At 71.4% G+C, this 14,148-nt stretch carries 13 protein-coding genes; 6 read left to right on the forward strand and 7 right to left on the reverse strand.

Annotated features, from left to right (window positions below; all coding sequences use genetic code 11):
* Positions 1–355: 355 nt before the first annotated feature.
* Complete coding sequence (locus AABA78_RS02535) at positions 356–2,143, forward strand: hydroxysqualene dehydroxylase (RefSeq protein ID WP_338261471.1); 1,788 nt, start codon at positions 356–358, stop codon at positions 2,141–2,143.
* A 32-nt stretch (positions 2,144–2,175) separates the two neighbouring features.
* Here AABA78_RS02535 and AABA78_RS02540 read toward each other — a convergent pair whose 3' ends face one another.
* A complete protein-coding gene (locus AABA78_RS02540) occupies positions 2,176–2,577 on the reverse strand; it encodes a cupin domain-containing protein (RefSeq protein ID WP_338261472.1) in 402 nt (133 codons plus the stop codon).
* 174 nt (positions 2,578–2,751) lie between these two features.
* Here AABA78_RS02540 and AABA78_RS02545 point away from each other — a divergent pair, with 174 nt between their 5' ends.
* On the forward strand, positions 2,752–3,828 hold the full coding sequence (locus AABA78_RS02545; RefSeq protein ID WP_338261473.1) for a ribonuclease T2 family protein: 1,077 nt from the start codon (positions 2,752–2,754) through the stop codon (positions 3,826–3,828).
* Between the two features lie 13 nt (positions 3,829–3,841).
* Here AABA78_RS02545 and dusA read toward each other — a convergent pair whose 3' ends face one another.
* Positions 3,842–4,843: a tRNA dihydrouridine(20/20a) synthase DusA gene (dusA, locus tag AABA78_RS02550; protein ID WP_338261474.1), complete on the reverse strand. Its 1,002-nt coding sequence runs from the start codon at positions 4,841–4,843 to the stop codon at positions 3,842–3,844.
* 104 nt (positions 4,844–4,947) lie between these two features.
* Between dusA and AABA78_RS02555 the strand changes: the two genes are divergently transcribed.
* Positions 4,948–5,682 carry a hypothetical protein gene (locus AABA78_RS02555; protein WP_338261475.1) on the forward strand — a complete coding sequence of 245 codons (735 nt, stop codon included), beginning with the start codon at positions 4,948–4,950 and terminating at the stop codon, positions 5,680–5,682.
* Here AABA78_RS02555 and AABA78_RS02560 read toward each other — a convergent pair.
* From AABA78_RS02560 to AABA78_RS02570, 3 genes are all read right to left on the reverse strand, one after another.
* Entirely contained in the window at positions 5,666–6,196 is a 531-nt protein-coding gene (locus AABA78_RS02560; RefSeq protein ID WP_338261476.1) for a hypothetical protein, read from the reverse strand. The two genes, AABA78_RS02555 and AABA78_RS02560, sit on opposite strands and share 17 nt — an antisense overlap.
* 84 nt (positions 6,197–6,280) lie before the next feature.
* Positions 6,281–7,252 carry a squalene/phytoene synthase family protein gene (locus AABA78_RS02565; protein ID WP_171413576.1) on the reverse strand — a complete coding sequence of 324 codons (972 nt, stop codon included), beginning with the start codon at positions 7,250–7,252 and terminating at the stop codon, positions 6,281–6,283.
* 201 nt (positions 7,253–7,453) lie between these two features.
* A complete protein-coding gene (locus tag AABA78_RS02570; protein ID WP_338261477.1) occupies positions 7,454–9,181 on the reverse strand; it encodes a dipeptidase in 1,728 nt (575 codons plus the stop codon).
* 231 nt (positions 9,182–9,412) lie between these two features.
* Between AABA78_RS02570 and AABA78_RS02575 the strand changes: the two genes are divergently transcribed.
* On the forward strand, positions 9,413–9,568 hold the full coding sequence (locus tag AABA78_RS02575) for a hypothetical protein (RefSeq protein WP_158625595.1): 156 nt from the start codon (positions 9,413–9,415) through the stop codon (positions 9,566–9,568).
* 26 nt (positions 9,569–9,594) lie between these two features.
* Here AABA78_RS02575 and acs read toward each other — a convergent pair whose 3' ends face one another.
* Both acs and AABA78_RS02585 read right to left on the reverse strand, forming a co-directional pair.
* Positions 9,595–11,547, reverse strand: coding sequence for an acetate--CoA ligase (gene acs / locus AABA78_RS02580; protein WP_338261478.1), 1,953 nt, complete (start codon positions 11,545–11,547; stop codon positions 9,595–9,597).
* Positions 11,548–11,609: 62 nt separating this feature from the next.
* Positions 11,610–12,092, reverse strand: coding sequence for a hypothetical protein (locus AABA78_RS02585; RefSeq protein ID WP_338261479.1), 483 nt, complete (start codon positions 12,090–12,092; stop codon positions 11,610–11,612).
* A 73-nt stretch (positions 12,093–12,165) separates the two neighbouring features.
* Between AABA78_RS02585 and AABA78_RS02590 the strand changes: the two genes are divergently transcribed.
* Positions 12,166–12,588 carry an NUDIX domain-containing protein gene (locus tag AABA78_RS02590; RefSeq protein WP_120529920.1) on the forward strand — a complete coding sequence of 141 codons (423 nt, stop codon included), beginning with the start codon at positions 12,166–12,168 and terminating at the stop codon, positions 12,586–12,588.
* Between the two features lie 13 nt (positions 12,589–12,601).
* Positions 12,602–14,143, forward strand: coding sequence for a M50 family metallopeptidase (locus AABA78_RS02595; protein ID WP_338261480.1), 1,542 nt, complete (start codon positions 12,602–12,604; stop codon positions 14,141–14,143).
* Positions 14,144–14,148 lie beyond the last annotated feature (5 nt).

Consider the following 14,148-nt stretch of genomic DNA (forward strand, 5'->3'; position numbering starts at 1 on the left):
ATGCAAGGCATTGCCATGAAGGTGGGCCGACCCCCAGGCGAGGAATCAATCGAGAAGTCAACAGTATCGAAACATACAAAAAGACACAACCATACCGGTGATTTCACGCACAGTTGGAATGAGCAGGAAGGCGAGGGCTGAGGCCCGGCAGGACCTCCCAGGTCGGAATGGGAGCCCCTGCGACGAGAGCATGTCTCACCTGTCACGAGTTACATGTTTCAATACCATCCACACCCAACACAGTGCGTCTCATCCGTTCGTACAAGACATCGCACTCGCGCTGCGGGGTGATGTGGACCCGTGGGTCCGTGCGCGACGCTCCCTCCAGCACACGTGGAACAACCGGAGGTACTGCATGCCCAGCGTCATCGTGGTGGGAGGGGGCGTCGCGGGGCTGACGGTCGCGCACGAATTGGCGGAGCGCGGCTTCGAGGTCCACGTCCACGACGCGCGGACGACCTGGGGCGGCAAGGCCCGCTCGCAGCCGGTGCCCGGCACCGGGACGCAGGGGCGGCGCGACCTGCCAGGCGAGCACGGCTTCCGCTTCTACCCGCGCTTCTACCGCCACGTCATCGACCAGATGCAGCGCACGCCCGCGGTGCCCGGCGCGGCCACCCCCACCGTCGACCAGCGCCTCCGGGCCACCACGGAGAGCGCCATCGCAATGGTGGACGAGGACACGTGGTATCGCTTCTCACGCCGCAAACTCGACAAGCCCTACGACGTCCTGGAGGCGCTGGAGCTGTTCTTCCAGAAGCTGGACATCGACACGGCCGACAGCAGCCTGCACGGGCTCAAGATCCTGCAATTCCTCTCATCCAGTGACGCTCGCCGGTTTGGCCAGTATGAGCAGCTCTCCTGGTGGGACTACTGCCAGGGGGATTTGTACTCGCCGAAGCTCCAGCGACTGCTGCGGGCCGTCCCCCGCACGATGGTCGCCATGGATCCGAAGCGCGGCTCCGCGCGGACGATTGGCACCATCTCCATGCAGCTCATCCTCGACTTCGCGCAGAGCGGGGTGAACAACGACCGGACAATGGGCGGCCCCACCAGCCAGATGTGGCTGGACCCCTGGGTCGCCCAGCTGCGCTCCCTGGGCGTGCAATTCCACGCGGGCGTGCCCTGCACCGCGCTTGACGTCGCGGACGGGCGCATCTCCCGCGTCCGCTTCGCCAACGGCGAATCCCGCGCCGCGGACCACTACGTGCTCGCGGTGCCACTGGAGGCGGCGCATGCGCTCATCACGCCGGAGCTGGCCGCGTTGGACCCGGCCCTGGCGAGGCTGCGCGCGTCGGACGTGGAGCAGCTGGTGTCGTGGATGGTGGGGATCCAGTTCTTCCTCTACGAGGACGTGCCGCTGGTCCGGGGCCACACCTTCTATCCGGACTCGCCGTGGGCGCTGACGTCCATCTCGCAGCCGCAGTTCTGGCGGGAGCTGGGGCTGTTCCGGCGCCAGTTCGGGGATGGGCAGGTGGGCGGGCTGCTGTCCATTGATGTCTCGGATTGGAACACGCCCGGCACGTTCGTGCCGAAGCGCGCGAAGGACTGCACGCCAGAGGAGCTCCAGACGGAGGTCTGGGGACAGCTCAAGGCGGCGCTCAACGGCCGGGACGCGGAGGAGCAGGTGCTGACCGACGAGCTGTTGCACTCCGTCCACCTGGACGCGGACCTGGACTACGGCGACGGGCTGCCGCCGCGCAACACGTCCGGCCTGCTGGTCCACCCGCCGCGCTCCTGGGAGGTGCGCCCGGAGGCCGCGAGCGCCATTCCCAATCTCTGTCTCGCGGGGGACTACGTCCGCACGCACACGGACCTGGCCTCCATGGAGGGCGCGTGCGAGGCGGGCCGCCGCGCGGTCAATGCCATCCTCGACCGGACGCACTCCAACGCCCGCCGCGCGGACATCTGGCCCCTGGAGGAGCCGGCGTGGCTGGAGCCGTGGAAGCGCCTGGACGCGGCGCTGTACCAGCGCGGACGGCCGCACCTGTTCGAGGTGATGGGCCTGCGCACCGCGCTCCAGGCCTCGGACGTGCTGCGCCGGTTCGCGGCCGTCACGGGCCTCACCGACGTGGACGACTGGCTGGATCAATTCCGCGTCAGCGACATGGTGGACACGCTGCTGGCGCGGCTGGGCATCCGCTGAGGGCCGTGCCGGCGCCCGGGATGTCGCCTGGGCTATTGAAGGGACGGCTGCGCGGGCTCCTCCGGCTTGCCAGCCCGGGCCTGGGCGTATTCCTCCGCGCCGGTGAAGTCGACGACGCGGCAGGGCTCATCCCCCACGACCCAGGCGTCATGGCCTGACGGGATGAAGGCGACGTCGCCCGGCTCCAGGTCCAGCTCCTGCCCGTCGAGCATCTGGATGTGCATCCGCCCGGACAGCACGCTGAGGGTGTGGACCGCCTCGCAGCTCTCCGTGCCCGCGATGGGCTTCACGTCGTTCGACCATTGCCAGCCGGGTTCGAAGTAGCCCCGGCCAATGGTGAGCGCTCCCAGGTCCAGGACGGTGGCCTCTCCGTGCGCGATGAATGGCCGGCGCTCGTCCGCCTCGTTGGCCTTCTTGATGATGGCGCGTGCCATGGTGCAATCCCTCCGGTGAATGGGTCCCAAGGGGAAAGCTGGGGGCCACGCGCGCTGGAGGAAAGGGTTGGGGCCCGGACGCGGCGGTGGACTGGAGCACGGGGTTTGGCGCCCGCCTCCACCTCCGTACCTTCGTGCCGCAGCAGCCGACCCGTGTCCCAAGGGAGTTGAGCCATGCGCCTTCCGTCGCGCCTTGCCCTGTGGGCATGCCTGGTCATCGCGCAGGGGTGTCGCACGCACGCCGAGCCGCCTCCCGCGCCACCGCCCACGCCGCCCACCGCCACCGCCCGGCCGCTGCACCTGGCGAAGCCGGAGGCCATCGAGTTCGAGTTCGGACGGCCCCAGGCCACCGCCTGCAATTGCTTCAGCGCGGACGCGGCCTCGAAGGAGGTGCAGGAGGGCGGCGCGTGCGCCACGCCCCGCTTCGGCACGTACCTGCTCGCGCTGACGTGGGCGCCCACCTTCTGCCGGACCCATCCGGACAAGGAGGAGTGCGAGCACCTGGAGGGCACCTTCGGCGCGACGCACCTCACGATCCACGGGCTGTGGCCCCAGTTCACCGACGCGCAGGCGCAGGCGCAGCACTGCACCTACCCGGCCTTCTGCGGCGGGCTCTGCGAATGCCAGGGCCCCAACGCGCCTTCCAGGTGCTTCCCCGACCCCGCCACGATTCCGCAAGCCCTGGGCACCTACGGCCCGGGCTTCATCACGGACAACTTCTTCCTCGCGAACCACGAGTGGCCCAAGCACGGCAGCTGCACGGGGATGGACACCCGGACCTATTTCCAGAGCACCATCGACGCGCTGCTGTCATTGCCGGGCGACCAGGGGACGCCGCCCGCGCTGGGAGACAACGTCGGCAAGGAGGTGGCGCTGGAGGAACTGCGCGCGTCGTTCGGCCAGGGTGACAGCGTCGCCTTCAGCTGCGACCCGCAATGCAACCTCACGGAGGTGGGCGTCTGCTTCTCGGTGGATGAGCAGCGGCGCCCCGCGGCGCGCATGACGTGTCCCCAGAACGTGACCCTCGGCGACAGCAACAGCTGCGTGGGCAATGCCTCCCAGCCCCGCTGCCCCACCGTGAAGATCCAGGCCGCGAAGCCCTTCAACGGCGGCGGTGGAGGAGGCGGACCGGCCTCCACCTGCGGGCAGCCGGGCCAGGGCCCCGCGTGTACGAATGATCAGCTCTGCCAGGGCCAGGGCTGGGTCCGCTGCGCGAGCTCCGGGTGCTGCACCACCGTGCCCAAGCGCTAAGGGCTCGGCGCCGTCAGGCCACGGCCTGGAGGTCGGCGTCGCGCGGCACCTTCGCGGCGGCCACGCGCACGACCTCCGGATCCGCGCCCTCCTTGTGGGCGTTCTCGCTCAGGTGCCGGCGCCAGGCGCGCGCGCCGGGCAGGCCCTGGAAGAGGCCCAGCATGTGCCGGGTGATGGCGCCCAGCGGCGCCCCCTGGCTCAGCTGCGTCTCGATGTACGGCAGCATCGCGTCCACCACCTCGTGCCGCGTGAGGGGCGCCTGCGTGCTCCCGAAGAAGCGCCGGTCCGCGTCCGCCAGGAGGTACGGGGCTTCGTAGGGCGCGCGGCCCATCATCACGCCGTCCACGCGGCCCAGGTGCTCCGCCGCCGCGTCCAGCGTCTTGATGCCGCCGTTGAGGGTGATGTCCAGGTGCGGGTACTCGGCCTTGAGCCGGTGCACCAGCTCATAGCGCAGGGGCGGCACGTCCCGGTTCTCCTTGGGGGACAGCCCCTGCAGCCACGCCTTGCGCGCGTGCACGATGAAGCGCGTGCAGCCCGCGGCGGAGACGCGCCGCACGAAGTCCTCCAGCGTGGGCCACTCCTCCATGTCGTCGATGGCGATGCGCGACTTCACCGTCACGGGGATGCGCACCGCTTCGCGCATGGCGGCGACGCCGCGCGCCACCAGGTCCGGCTCCGCCATCAGGCACGCGCCGAAGCGGCCGGACTGCACGCGGTCACTGGGGCAGCCCACGTTGAGGTTGATCTCGTCGTAGCCCCACTCCTCGCCGATGCGCGCGGAGGCGGCCAGGTCCGCCGGCTCCGAGCCGCCAAGCTGGAGGGCCACCGGGTGTTCGGCGGGCGTGAAGCCCAGCAGGCGGTCGCGCTTGCCGTGGAGCACCGCGCCCGTGGTCACCATCTCCGTGTAGAGCAGCGTGTGGCGGGAGATGAGCCGGAAGAAGTACCGGCAGTGCCGGTCCGTCCAGTCCATCATCGGCGCGACACACAGCGGCATGGGGTAGGCCAGGGCAGTCATCGCCCTACCCATATCCGGACTCCCGCCGTCCGCCCAGGGTCTCCCGAGGCCCCCTCCGGAAGCAGGCGGGCTGCCGAGCCCGGCCGGCCCTATGCTCGCGGGCCATGTCCCCTGCCCAGCCCTGGCTTCCCGCCGTCCGGAACAACGCGGACTGGTGCGATGCCGTCTGCCGCGCCCATGGCCGCCCGGGCCGCTTCGAGCACGGCCTGTGGATCAACCCCGCGCCGGTGCCGGCCTTCTATCCCAACGCCGTCACGCTCACGGCGGACGGGACGGAAGCCACCCTCCAGGCCCTGTCCCGCCTGGAGCTGCCGGGCCGCTGGGGCGTGAAGGACAGCTTCGCGACGCTCGACCTCTCCGCGCTCGGCTTCGACGTGCTGTTTGAAGCCCGGTGGATCCACCTGGAGGCCGCCGCGTCCGTGCCCCCACCCGCGTCAGGCCTGGTGTGGCGTACGGTCCAGACCCCGGACGAATTGGAGGCCTGGGAGGCGGCCTGGAGCGGGCTGCCCGAGGGAGCCCTGCCCGCCCCCGGCGTCCGCGTGTTTCCGCCCGCGCTGCTTCAAGAAGAAGGCGTCGTCTTCCTCGCGGCGGGGGACGGGCCACGCCCGCTGGCCGGTGGCATCGCGTCCCTCGCCGCGGGGGCCGTCGGACTGTCGAACACATTCCGCCGCGAAGGCGCGCCCTCATCGCTGGACGCGGAGCTGCTCTCGCGGCTCCGCGCCCGCTTCCCGGGGCATTCCCTCGTCGGCTACGAGCACGGCGAGGCGCTCGACGCCTGGTGCGCCCTGGGCTTCGAGCGCGGGGGGCCGCTGCGGGTGTGGCTCAAGCGGGGGGGCTGAGCACCACGCCCTGCTCCGCGAGCCACGCGTCCACCAGCCGCTGGCCGGCGTCCGTCAGCGTGAAGCCCAGCCCGGCCCACTGCTGGCCGTTGAGCATCACCACCTGCCCCAGCGCGCGGGCGAAGGCCACCTCCGGCGCGGCGTGCTTGAGCAGCGCGCCCGCGTAGTGGTGCAGGAACAGGTCGAAGTTCTTCGCGAAGTCCGGGTGCCCGGGCAGCGAGTCGCTGCGCGTGTCCGCCGCCACGTCATACGCCTGGATGAGCGCGCCGAAGCCCAGCACCTCCACCAGGAACGCATGCATCCGGGCCTGCCCCCGCACCCGGCCGGGCAGCCAGCGCTCCGGCCCCTCCGGCGTCTGGAACGTCCACAGCCCCCGGTGACGCGTGGCGGCGAACGGCAGCCCCCCACCCTGCCGCTCGAGCCGGGCCACGCGGCGGTGCACCCGCGGGGGCGCCGCCTCTGAACGCGCGGGGAAGTAGACGATGACCGCCGGGGCCGAGCGGGCGCAGTTCATGAGGGACACCACTCCAGAGGGGGAACACCTGCACCGGAATTATCCGGCGCCAGCGCCCTGGAGTTGCTTCCCGGTCAACGCTTTTCAGGGGCCGCCCGGAACGGGCCCGGCGAGCGCCTCCACGGCCTCCGGCAGCGTGCCCCGCGAGAGCGCGGCCTGGAGGGTGTCCAGCTGGGCGGACACCACGGCGCGCGACACCTTGGCGCCCGCGCCGTCGCGCACCAGCAGCTCCAGCGTGGCCTGCGCCAGCAGGAGCGGCAGCGCGGTGAAGGCGAGCACGTCCCGAGGCGCCCCGGCCAGGTGCAGGGCCCGCACGTAGCGCGCGGCCGCGACCAGGTCCTCGCCCGCCAGCCGCTCCACGTCCTGGAGGTGGACGCCCTCCGGCAGCCACACGCGGCCCTCCTTCCGGTCCTGCCGCGCGTCCTTGAGGATGTTGACCAGCTGGAGCCCCTCTCCGAACAGCGGGGCCAGCGAGCGCAGGTTGGGCGCGTACGGCGCGAGGCGCGGATCCAGGACGAACAGGTCCGTGAGCAGCTCGCCCACCAGTCCCGCCACGATGTAGCAATAGTCACGCAGGGACTGGAGCGACCCCAGTTGCAACCGTCCGTCCTCGGAGGCGCCGGCCAGCACCTGCCCCATGCCCTGCACCGTCTTCAGCACGAAGTGGCGCAGGATGGCGCCGGCCTCCGGGCGCAGCGCGTCCAGGCTCGCCAGCAGCGTGGGGGTGCTCGCGAGCAGGTCCAGGTAGCCCGCGTTCTCGCTGGGGCGGCGCGACAGCCACTGGCGCGACAGCGCCTCGGCGTCCACGCCCGGGGTCTCCTGGAGCAGGGACGCGAAGGCGGCCAGGGCCTCCCGCCGCTCGTCGCGCGTCCAGGGGGCGGCGTCCTCCAGCGTGTCGGCGACGCGCAGCAGCAGGTAGCCCAGGCCCACCTCGCGGCGCAGCGGCTCCTCGAGCAGCGGGATGGCGAGCGCGAACGTGCGGCTGGTCCGCTCCAGGAAGTCCGCCAGTTCGTCATCCCGGAACGGCAGCGCCGTCGCGGTGGGGGCGTCACTCAAGGAACCGTCCTCCGGACACGGGCGCGACGTTGCCGCCCGGGGGCCCTCACTGCCACAAGCCACCCACCGACACACGCGAGAACATGCGGGCCCCGCGCGAGGGGCCCCCGGTGGACACCGGGTTCCCGGATTCCCGGGTCCGGACGCCGCCGGGAGCCCGCGCACCGGGTGCTTCCGGTGCACGGGGGCGCGGCGGGGGCCTCAGGGCGCCGGAGCGACCGTCGGCTTCGGGGCCGCGGGCTGCACGGGCGCCGCCGGCGGCGTGGGGGGCACGGGCTGGGCCGGCGCGGCGGCGGGCTTCGGCTCCGGCTTCTCGTGCGACTCCAGCATCTTGCCGTTGTCAGCCGCGATGCGGCGGTACCACGCGTCCGGGTAGCGCGGGTGGCCCACCTTGCCCGTGGCGTCCCGCACGTTGCCGTCGATGTACTTCACGAGCATCTGCTCGCCCAGCTTGCGCCAGCGCGCGTGGACCTTGTCGCCCTGCTGCATGGAGTACTCGGTGAGGTACTGGCGGGCCTGCTCCGGCGTCCGCTTGTAGAGCACCTGCGCGATGCTCTCCACGTTGGACTGATCCGCCAGGAACTGGCCCTCCAGGTCCCCCTGCGCCTTCTGCACGTCGACGATCATGTCGCTCCAGCGCCCGTAGGCCTGGTTCGACACCCAGTTGAAGACCCAGAAGGAGGAGTCCCAGGAGAAGTCCCCGCGGCTGGCCACGCCCTGGGCGAAGTTCTTCGGCACCTGCCGGATGCCCGCGTACATGGGCGTGTAGACGGTGGTGAAGGTGTCATCCACGCCGAACCACAGCACCCCGCCGATGGCGTCCGGCAGCGACGCGCGCATCTGCGCGACGAAGGAGAAGCCCGTCTGCTGCGTGGAGATGGCGCGCTCGTGCACGTAGCTCTTGCCGTCCACGTCCCACGTCATGGGGCGCCAGCGGTAGGGCACCGCGTAGGGCCCCGCGCCCACGTCCTTGGACATGTCCAGCGGCGTGCCCTCGAAGTGGTCGCGCATGAGCGCCATGGCGTCCTGCACGGACACCTTCTTGTCCGGCTTCACCCACAGGGGCAGGCGCTTCGTCGTGTCCGCGCCGTCCGCGTACTCCACGCCCAGCTTCAGGGACGGGGCCGCGCGGCGGAAGATGCTCCACACGCGCGCCTCGCTGAAGCGCTGCCCGCCGAAGTCCAGCGGGTGGTACGTGTCCGCGAAGCTGAAGTCCTTGTCCGCGCCCGTGTACCAGCCCTTCGCGCGCGCGAAGGTGATGACGTCCGGCGCGTACAGCGTGGTGCTGCTGTCGTTGAGCGGGAACTGGCGGATGCGCGACTGGTTGGCGTGCGCGGAGATGTAGCCGTCCGGCAGCTTGCGGGCCACCCACACCGCGCCCTTCTGCCCCTCGCCCTTGCCAATCATCTCAAGGATCCACGCCTCCTTCGGGTCGGCGATGGAGAACGTCTCGCCGGTGGAGGCGTAGCCGTACTCGGCGACCAGGTCCGTCATCACCTGGATGGCCTCGCGGGCCGTCTTCGCGCGCTCCAGCGCGATGTAGATGAGCGACCCGTAGTCGATGAGGCCCGAGGGCCCCTCCAGCTCCTTGCGGCCCGTGAAGGTGGACTCGCTGATGGAGAGCTGGTGCTCGTTCATGTTGCCCACCACGGAGTACGTGGCGGCCGGCTGCTTGATGCGGCCCAGGAACTTGCCGGAGTCCCACTCCACGACGTCGCGCATGGCGCCGGCCGCGTGGCGGCGCGCGGGCGTGTAGTACAGCTCGCCGTACAGCTCGTGCGCGTCCGCCGCGTAGGTGATGAACGTGGAGCCGTCCGTCGTGGCGCCCTTCGTCACCAGCATGCTGGTGCAGGCGTCCGCGACGACGGGGGCCACGAGCACCGCCGTCAGCGGCAGCGCGGTGAGGAGGGTCGAAGGGAATCGGTTCATGGCGGCGCAATCTAGCAGGACCTTCGCCCGCTGCCCGCCCGGACAGGTTGCCCGGCCCTCAGGCACCCGGGCCCCCGCGCCGCGCGGGCGCCATGCGTGAAGCCGATGGCCGCCGAGCCCCCCGCTACTGCCCGGCCCTCACGCGCGATGGCAGCCGCCGCACCGGGACGCTAGGGTTGGCTTTTCCCGCCCGGGGGCCGTCCGCCCCCAGGGCTCCTTCTGGAGGAAGCCGTGACGGAGATCGTGGTGGGCCTGGTGGTGTTCTTCGTCCTCACGGTCGTGCTCGGCCCCGCCCTGTGGAGCTCCCGCATCTGGTGGAGCAAGGCGGACCGCGAGCAGGTGAAGGACAAGCACGGCCGCCCCCGCAAGGACGCGAAGGACGCGTAGGGGCGGCCGCTTGCGCTGCCTGGAGGCTACTCGTCGTTCTGCCGCAGCGCGGCCAGGACGTTGAGGTCCTCCAGCGTGGTGGTGTCCTGCGTGGACTGCTTGCCCGCGGCCACGTCGCGCAGCAGCCGGCGCATGATCTTCCCGGAGCGCGTCTTGGGCAGCCCTTCCGCGAAGCGGATCTCATCCGGCCGCGCGATGGCGCCAATCTCCTTGCCCACGTGCACCGCCAGCTCCTTCTTGAGCGCGTCCGAGGGAGCGTTCCCGTGCTTGAGCGTCACGAAGGCCACGAGCGCCGTGCCCTTCAGGTCGTCCGGGCGGCCCACGACGGCGGCCTCGGACACCTTCGGGTGCGCCACGAGCGCGCTCTCCACCTCCGCGGTGCCCAGGCGGTGGCCCGCGACGTTCACCACGTCATCCACGCGGCCCATCAGCCAGAAGTAGCCGTCCGCGTCCGTGCGCGCGCCGTCGCCGGTGAAGTACATGCCGGGCAGCTCGCTGAAGTACGTGTTCACGTAGCGCTCCGGATCCCCGTACACGCTGCGCAGCATGGACGGCCAGGGCTTCGTCACGAAGAGCAGCCCGCCCTGCCCCTTCGGCACGCGCTTGCCTTCGCGGTCCAGAATCTCCGCGTGGATGCCGGGCAGCGGGAGGGTGGCGGAGCCGGGCTTGGTGGGCGTCGCGCCGGGCAGCGGGGAGATCATGATGCCGCCCGTCTCCGTCTGCCACCATGTGTCCACCACGGGGCACCGCCCCCCGCCGATGACGTCGCGGTACCACATCCACGCCTCGGGGTTGATGGGCTCGCCCACGCTGCCCAGGAGGCGCAGCGAAGTCAGGTCGTGCTTCTTCACCGGCGCGTCGCCCAGGCGCATGAAGGCGCGGATGGCGGTGGGCGCGGTGTAGAGGATGGTGGCCTTGTAGCGCGCGATGATGTCCCAGAAGCGGTCCGGCCCCGGCTGCGTCGGCGCACCCTCGTAGATGATGGTGGTGACGCCGTTCATCAGCGGGCCGTAGACGACGTACGTGTGGCCCGTCACCCAGCCCACGTCCGCGGTGCACCAGTAGACGTCCTCGTCGCGCAGGTCGAACACCCAGCGCGTGGTGAGCGACGCGCCCAGCGCGTACCCGGCCGTGGTGTGCAGCACGCCCTTGGGCTTCCCGGTGGAGCCGGACGTGTAGAGGATGAACAGCGGGTGCTCGCTCTCCACCCACTCCGGCTCGCAGGTGTCGGACTGGCCCTTCACCAGCGCGTCCCACGCCACGAACTTCGGCCCTTCCGGCAGCTTGCCGTCGCCGGTGCGCGTGAGGACGACGACCTTCTCGATGCTGGGGGCGTTGGGGAGCGCGGCCTCCACGTTCTTCAGCAGCGGCACCACCGCGCCCTTGCGCCAGCCGCCGTCCGCGGTGAGCAGCACCTTCGCGCCCGCGTCCTTCATGCGGTCCTGGAGCGCCTCCGCGGAGAAGCCGCCGAACACCACCGAGTGCACCGCGCCCAGCCGCGCGCACGCGAGCATCGCGACGGCCGCCTCCGGAACCATGGGCAGGTAGATGCCCACGCGGTCGCCCTTCTTCACCCCCAGCGACTTGAGGCCGTTGGCCAGCCGGTTCACCTGCTGGGACAGCGCTCCGTAGGTGATGCTGCGGCGGTCGCCCGGCTCGCCCTCGAAGAGGATGGCGGGCTTGTCCTTGAGCTTCGGCAGGTGCCGGTCCAGGCAGTTGTAGGCGAGGTTTGTCTTCCCCTCGACGAACCAGCGCGCGTGGGGCGGCTTCCAGTCCAGCACCGTCTGGAAGGGCTCCTTCCAGTAGAGCTCCTCGCGGGCGCGGTCCCCCCAGTACCTGTCCGGATCCTTCGCGGCCTGGTCCCACAGCCGCTGGTAGTCCTCCATGCCGCGGATGTGGGCCCGCTCGGAGAACTCCCTGGGCGGGGGGAAGACGCGGGACTCGGTCAGGACCGAGACGATTTCGTGGGTGTTGGCCATGGGCGTCCCTCAGCTGGAGCGTGGGAACAGCCCTCCTGTTCTAGGAAGCCCACCCCACTATCTCAAGGGTTCCCTTCGCAGCGGGTGTTCCCCTGAACGCCGTCGAAGCGGAACCACAGCTCGCAGGTGCAGGCGGTGTTGTTGTTCGCGTCGTAGGCGAGCCGCAGTTGCCCACTGAACTCGGTGGCGCACCGCGTGGTCGCGTCCAGGTGCACCTGGACCTGGTCGAGCAGGCACTCGTTGTCCCCGTCCACGGTGGTGCTGACGTTGGCCACGCTGCCGTCGGCGGTGAAGCCCTCGCCTTCCTCCAGGAAGTAGCCGAGCAGCTGCATGTTCTGCACGCCGAAGTCCGCGCGCACCACGCGTCCGGAGATCTGCAGGCTCAGCTGGAGGTTGCCCTGGAACGTCTCCAGCAGCCCGCAGTCGTCGCGCAGCGTCTCCGTGGGGATGAGCTCGTACTCGCCCTCGTTCTGGCTGTAGGGCAGGCAGCCCGCCAGGGTGGAGGCCACGAGGGCGGTGAAGCAGAGGCGTCGCAGGGTAGACACGGCACGCACCATCGCCCACGGGAGACATCCGGAACGGGCGCTTGCCGGGGGGCTTTGGGTAGAGTGCGACGCCATGCCTGAATACCGCAACCCCAAACCCACCGTGGACTGCATCATCGAGTTGTCCGGCGAGCGCATCGTGCTCATCCGCCGCGCGAACCCGCCGGTGGGCTGGGCGCTGCCGGGCGGCTTCGTGGACGAGGGCGAGCCCCTGGACAAGGCGGCCATCCGCGAGGCCAAGGAGGAGACGGGCCTGGACGTGACGCTGGAGGAGCAGTTCTTCAGCTACTCGGATCCGAAGCGGGACCCGCGCCTGCACACCATCTCGACGGTGTTCATCGCGAAGGCGACGGGGGAGCCGGTGGGCGCGGACGACGCGGCGGAGGCGAAGACGTTCACCGTGGACGCGCTGCCCAAGGACCTGTGCTTCGACCACGGCACCATCCTGTCGGACTACCTGACCTACAAGCGCACCGGGAAGCGCCGCAAGCTGTAACGGGCCTTCACGGATGCACTACCTGTTCGTCCTCCTGGCGCTCGGGGCGCTGCTCATCGTGCATGAGCTGGGGCACCTGGTGGCCGCGCGCCTGCTGGGCGTGCGGGTGCCGCGCTTCACCGTGGGCTTCGGGCCGCCGCTGCTGTCGTTCCGGCTGGGCGGGACGCAGTTCGTGCTGGGCGCGGTGCCGCTGGGTGCGTCCGCGAACCTGCAGGGGATGAACCCGCACCGCTCCGCGGAGGAGGACACGTCGGGGTTCGGCACGCTGGGGCCGCTCAAGCGGATGGCCATCATCCTCGCGGGGCCGCTGGCGAACTACGCGGTCGCGGTGGGGCTGTTGTTCGCGCTGTACTCGTCGGGCACGCACGTGGTGGTGCCGCTGACGGTGGGCACGGTGCTGCCGGGCTCGGAGGCGGCGCGGGCGCAGCTGCTGCCAGGGGACCGGCTGGTGGGCGTGGACGGCAGGCCGCTGGAGAGCTGGTCGGACTTCGTCACGCGGGTGGCGGACGGCGTGGGCGGTCAGCTGGAGCTTTCGGTGGACCGCCACGGAGAGCCGCGCACGGTGACGGTGCGGCCCCGGGCGGACGAGCACGGCGCGGGGCGCATCGGCGTGAGCCAGCAGTACGTGTTCCGCGAGCACGCGCCCGGCGAGGCGTTCACGCAGTCGCTGGTGCACACCGGGCGCGTGGCGTCCGAGGCGCTGTCCACGCTGCTGGCGATGGTGCGTGGACCGGAGGTCGCGGGCCGGGCCGGGCCGGGCGCGCTGATGCGCCAGGAGTCCTCCGACGTCGCGTCGTCCACGGCGTCCGGGGTGGATGCGCTGGTGCGCGCGCTGGTGGCGGCCTCCGTGGCGCTGGCCATGCTGACGCTGGTGCCGGTGCCGGGCCTGGATGGCGGCCGGGTGCTGCTGCTCGCCATCGAGGCGGTGAGCGGACGGCGCATCCCGCCGCGCGTGGAGACGGTGGCGCAGACGGCCGGGTTCCTCTTCCTGTCCATTGGCATCGTGGCCACGGCGGGCGCGGAGATCCGCCGCGCGCTGCCTTCACCGGAGGCTCCGAACGCCGGGATGAAGGCCCCCGCTGGCGCGCCCCTGGCCACGTCGGCCCCTGTCGCTCCGGACGCGGGCGTCCTCCCGGCGGCGAGCCTCGCGCCGGTGGCAGTGAAGCCGGCGGTGGCCGCCGTTCCCACAGTCGTGGATGCGGGAGTGCACGTGGCTGTCACCGCGCCTCCGGTCGCGGCGGCGGGAGCTCCCGTGGCCGCGACCGTGGTCACGGATGCGGGGACGTCCGCGACCGCCAGCGCCCCCCGGGTGCAGGACGCGGGTACAACCGCGCTCGCGCCTTCCGCGCTTACCGTGGGAGCCCCAACCGCCGTCGGTCCTCCCGCGCAGGATGCGGGAACCTCCGTCGCCACGGTCGCGCCTCGGGCGCAGGACGCGGGCACGGCCGCGGCGGTGGGGGTCCCTCGTGCCCAGGACGCGGGCACGTCCGTGAGCGCCGCAGCCGTGGCTTCGGACGCGGGCGCTGCTCGCGTCGTGGCCCCTTCTCCTCCCTGAGGCGG

Origin of the sequence: Corallococcus caeni (assembly GCF_036245865.1) — a bacterium.
Taxonomy (GTDB): domain Bacteria; phylum Myxococcota; class Myxococcia; order Myxococcales; family Myxococcaceae; genus Corallococcus; species Corallococcus caeni.

Excerpts from the sequence above, each read along its gene's own strand:
- AABA78_RS02535 (WP_338261471.1), top strand. The coding sequence starts at position 356 with ATGCCCAGCGTCATCGTGGTGGGAGGGGGCGTCGCGGGGCTGACGGTC.
- AABA78_RS02540 (WP_338261472.1), bottom strand. The coding sequence starts at position 2,577 with ATGGCACGCGCCATCATCAAGAAGGCCAACGAGGCGGACGAGCGCCGG.
- AABA78_RS02545 (WP_338261473.1), top strand. The coding sequence starts at position 2,752 with ATGCGCCTTCCGTCGCGCCTTGCCCTGTGGGCATGCCTGGTCATCGCG.
- dusA (WP_338261474.1), bottom strand. The coding sequence starts at position 4,843 with ATGACTGCCCTGGCCTACCCCATGCCGCTGTGTGTCGCGCCGATGATG.
- AABA78_RS02555 (WP_338261475.1), top strand. The coding sequence starts at position 4,948 with ATGTCCCCTGCCCAGCCCTGGCTTCCCGCCGTCCGGAACAACGCGGAC.
- AABA78_RS02560 (WP_338261476.1), bottom strand. The coding sequence starts at position 6,196 with ATGAACTGCGCCCGCTCGGCCCCGGCGGTCATCGTCTACTTCCCCGCG.
- AABA78_RS02570 (WP_338261477.1), bottom strand. The coding sequence starts at position 9,181 with ATGAACCGATTCCCTTCGACCCTCCTCACCGCGCTGCCGCTGACGGCG.
- acs (WP_338261478.1), bottom strand. The coding sequence starts at position 11,547 with ATGGCCAACACCCACGAAATCGTCTCGGTCCTGACCGAGTCCCGCGTC.
- AABA78_RS02590 (WP_120529920.1), top strand. The coding sequence starts at position 12,166 with ATGCCTGAATACCGCAACCCCAAACCCACCGTGGACTGCATCATCGAG.
- AABA78_RS02595 (WP_338261480.1), top strand. The coding sequence starts at position 12,602 with ATGCACTACCTGTTCGTCCTCCTGGCGCTCGGGGCGCTGCTCATCGTG.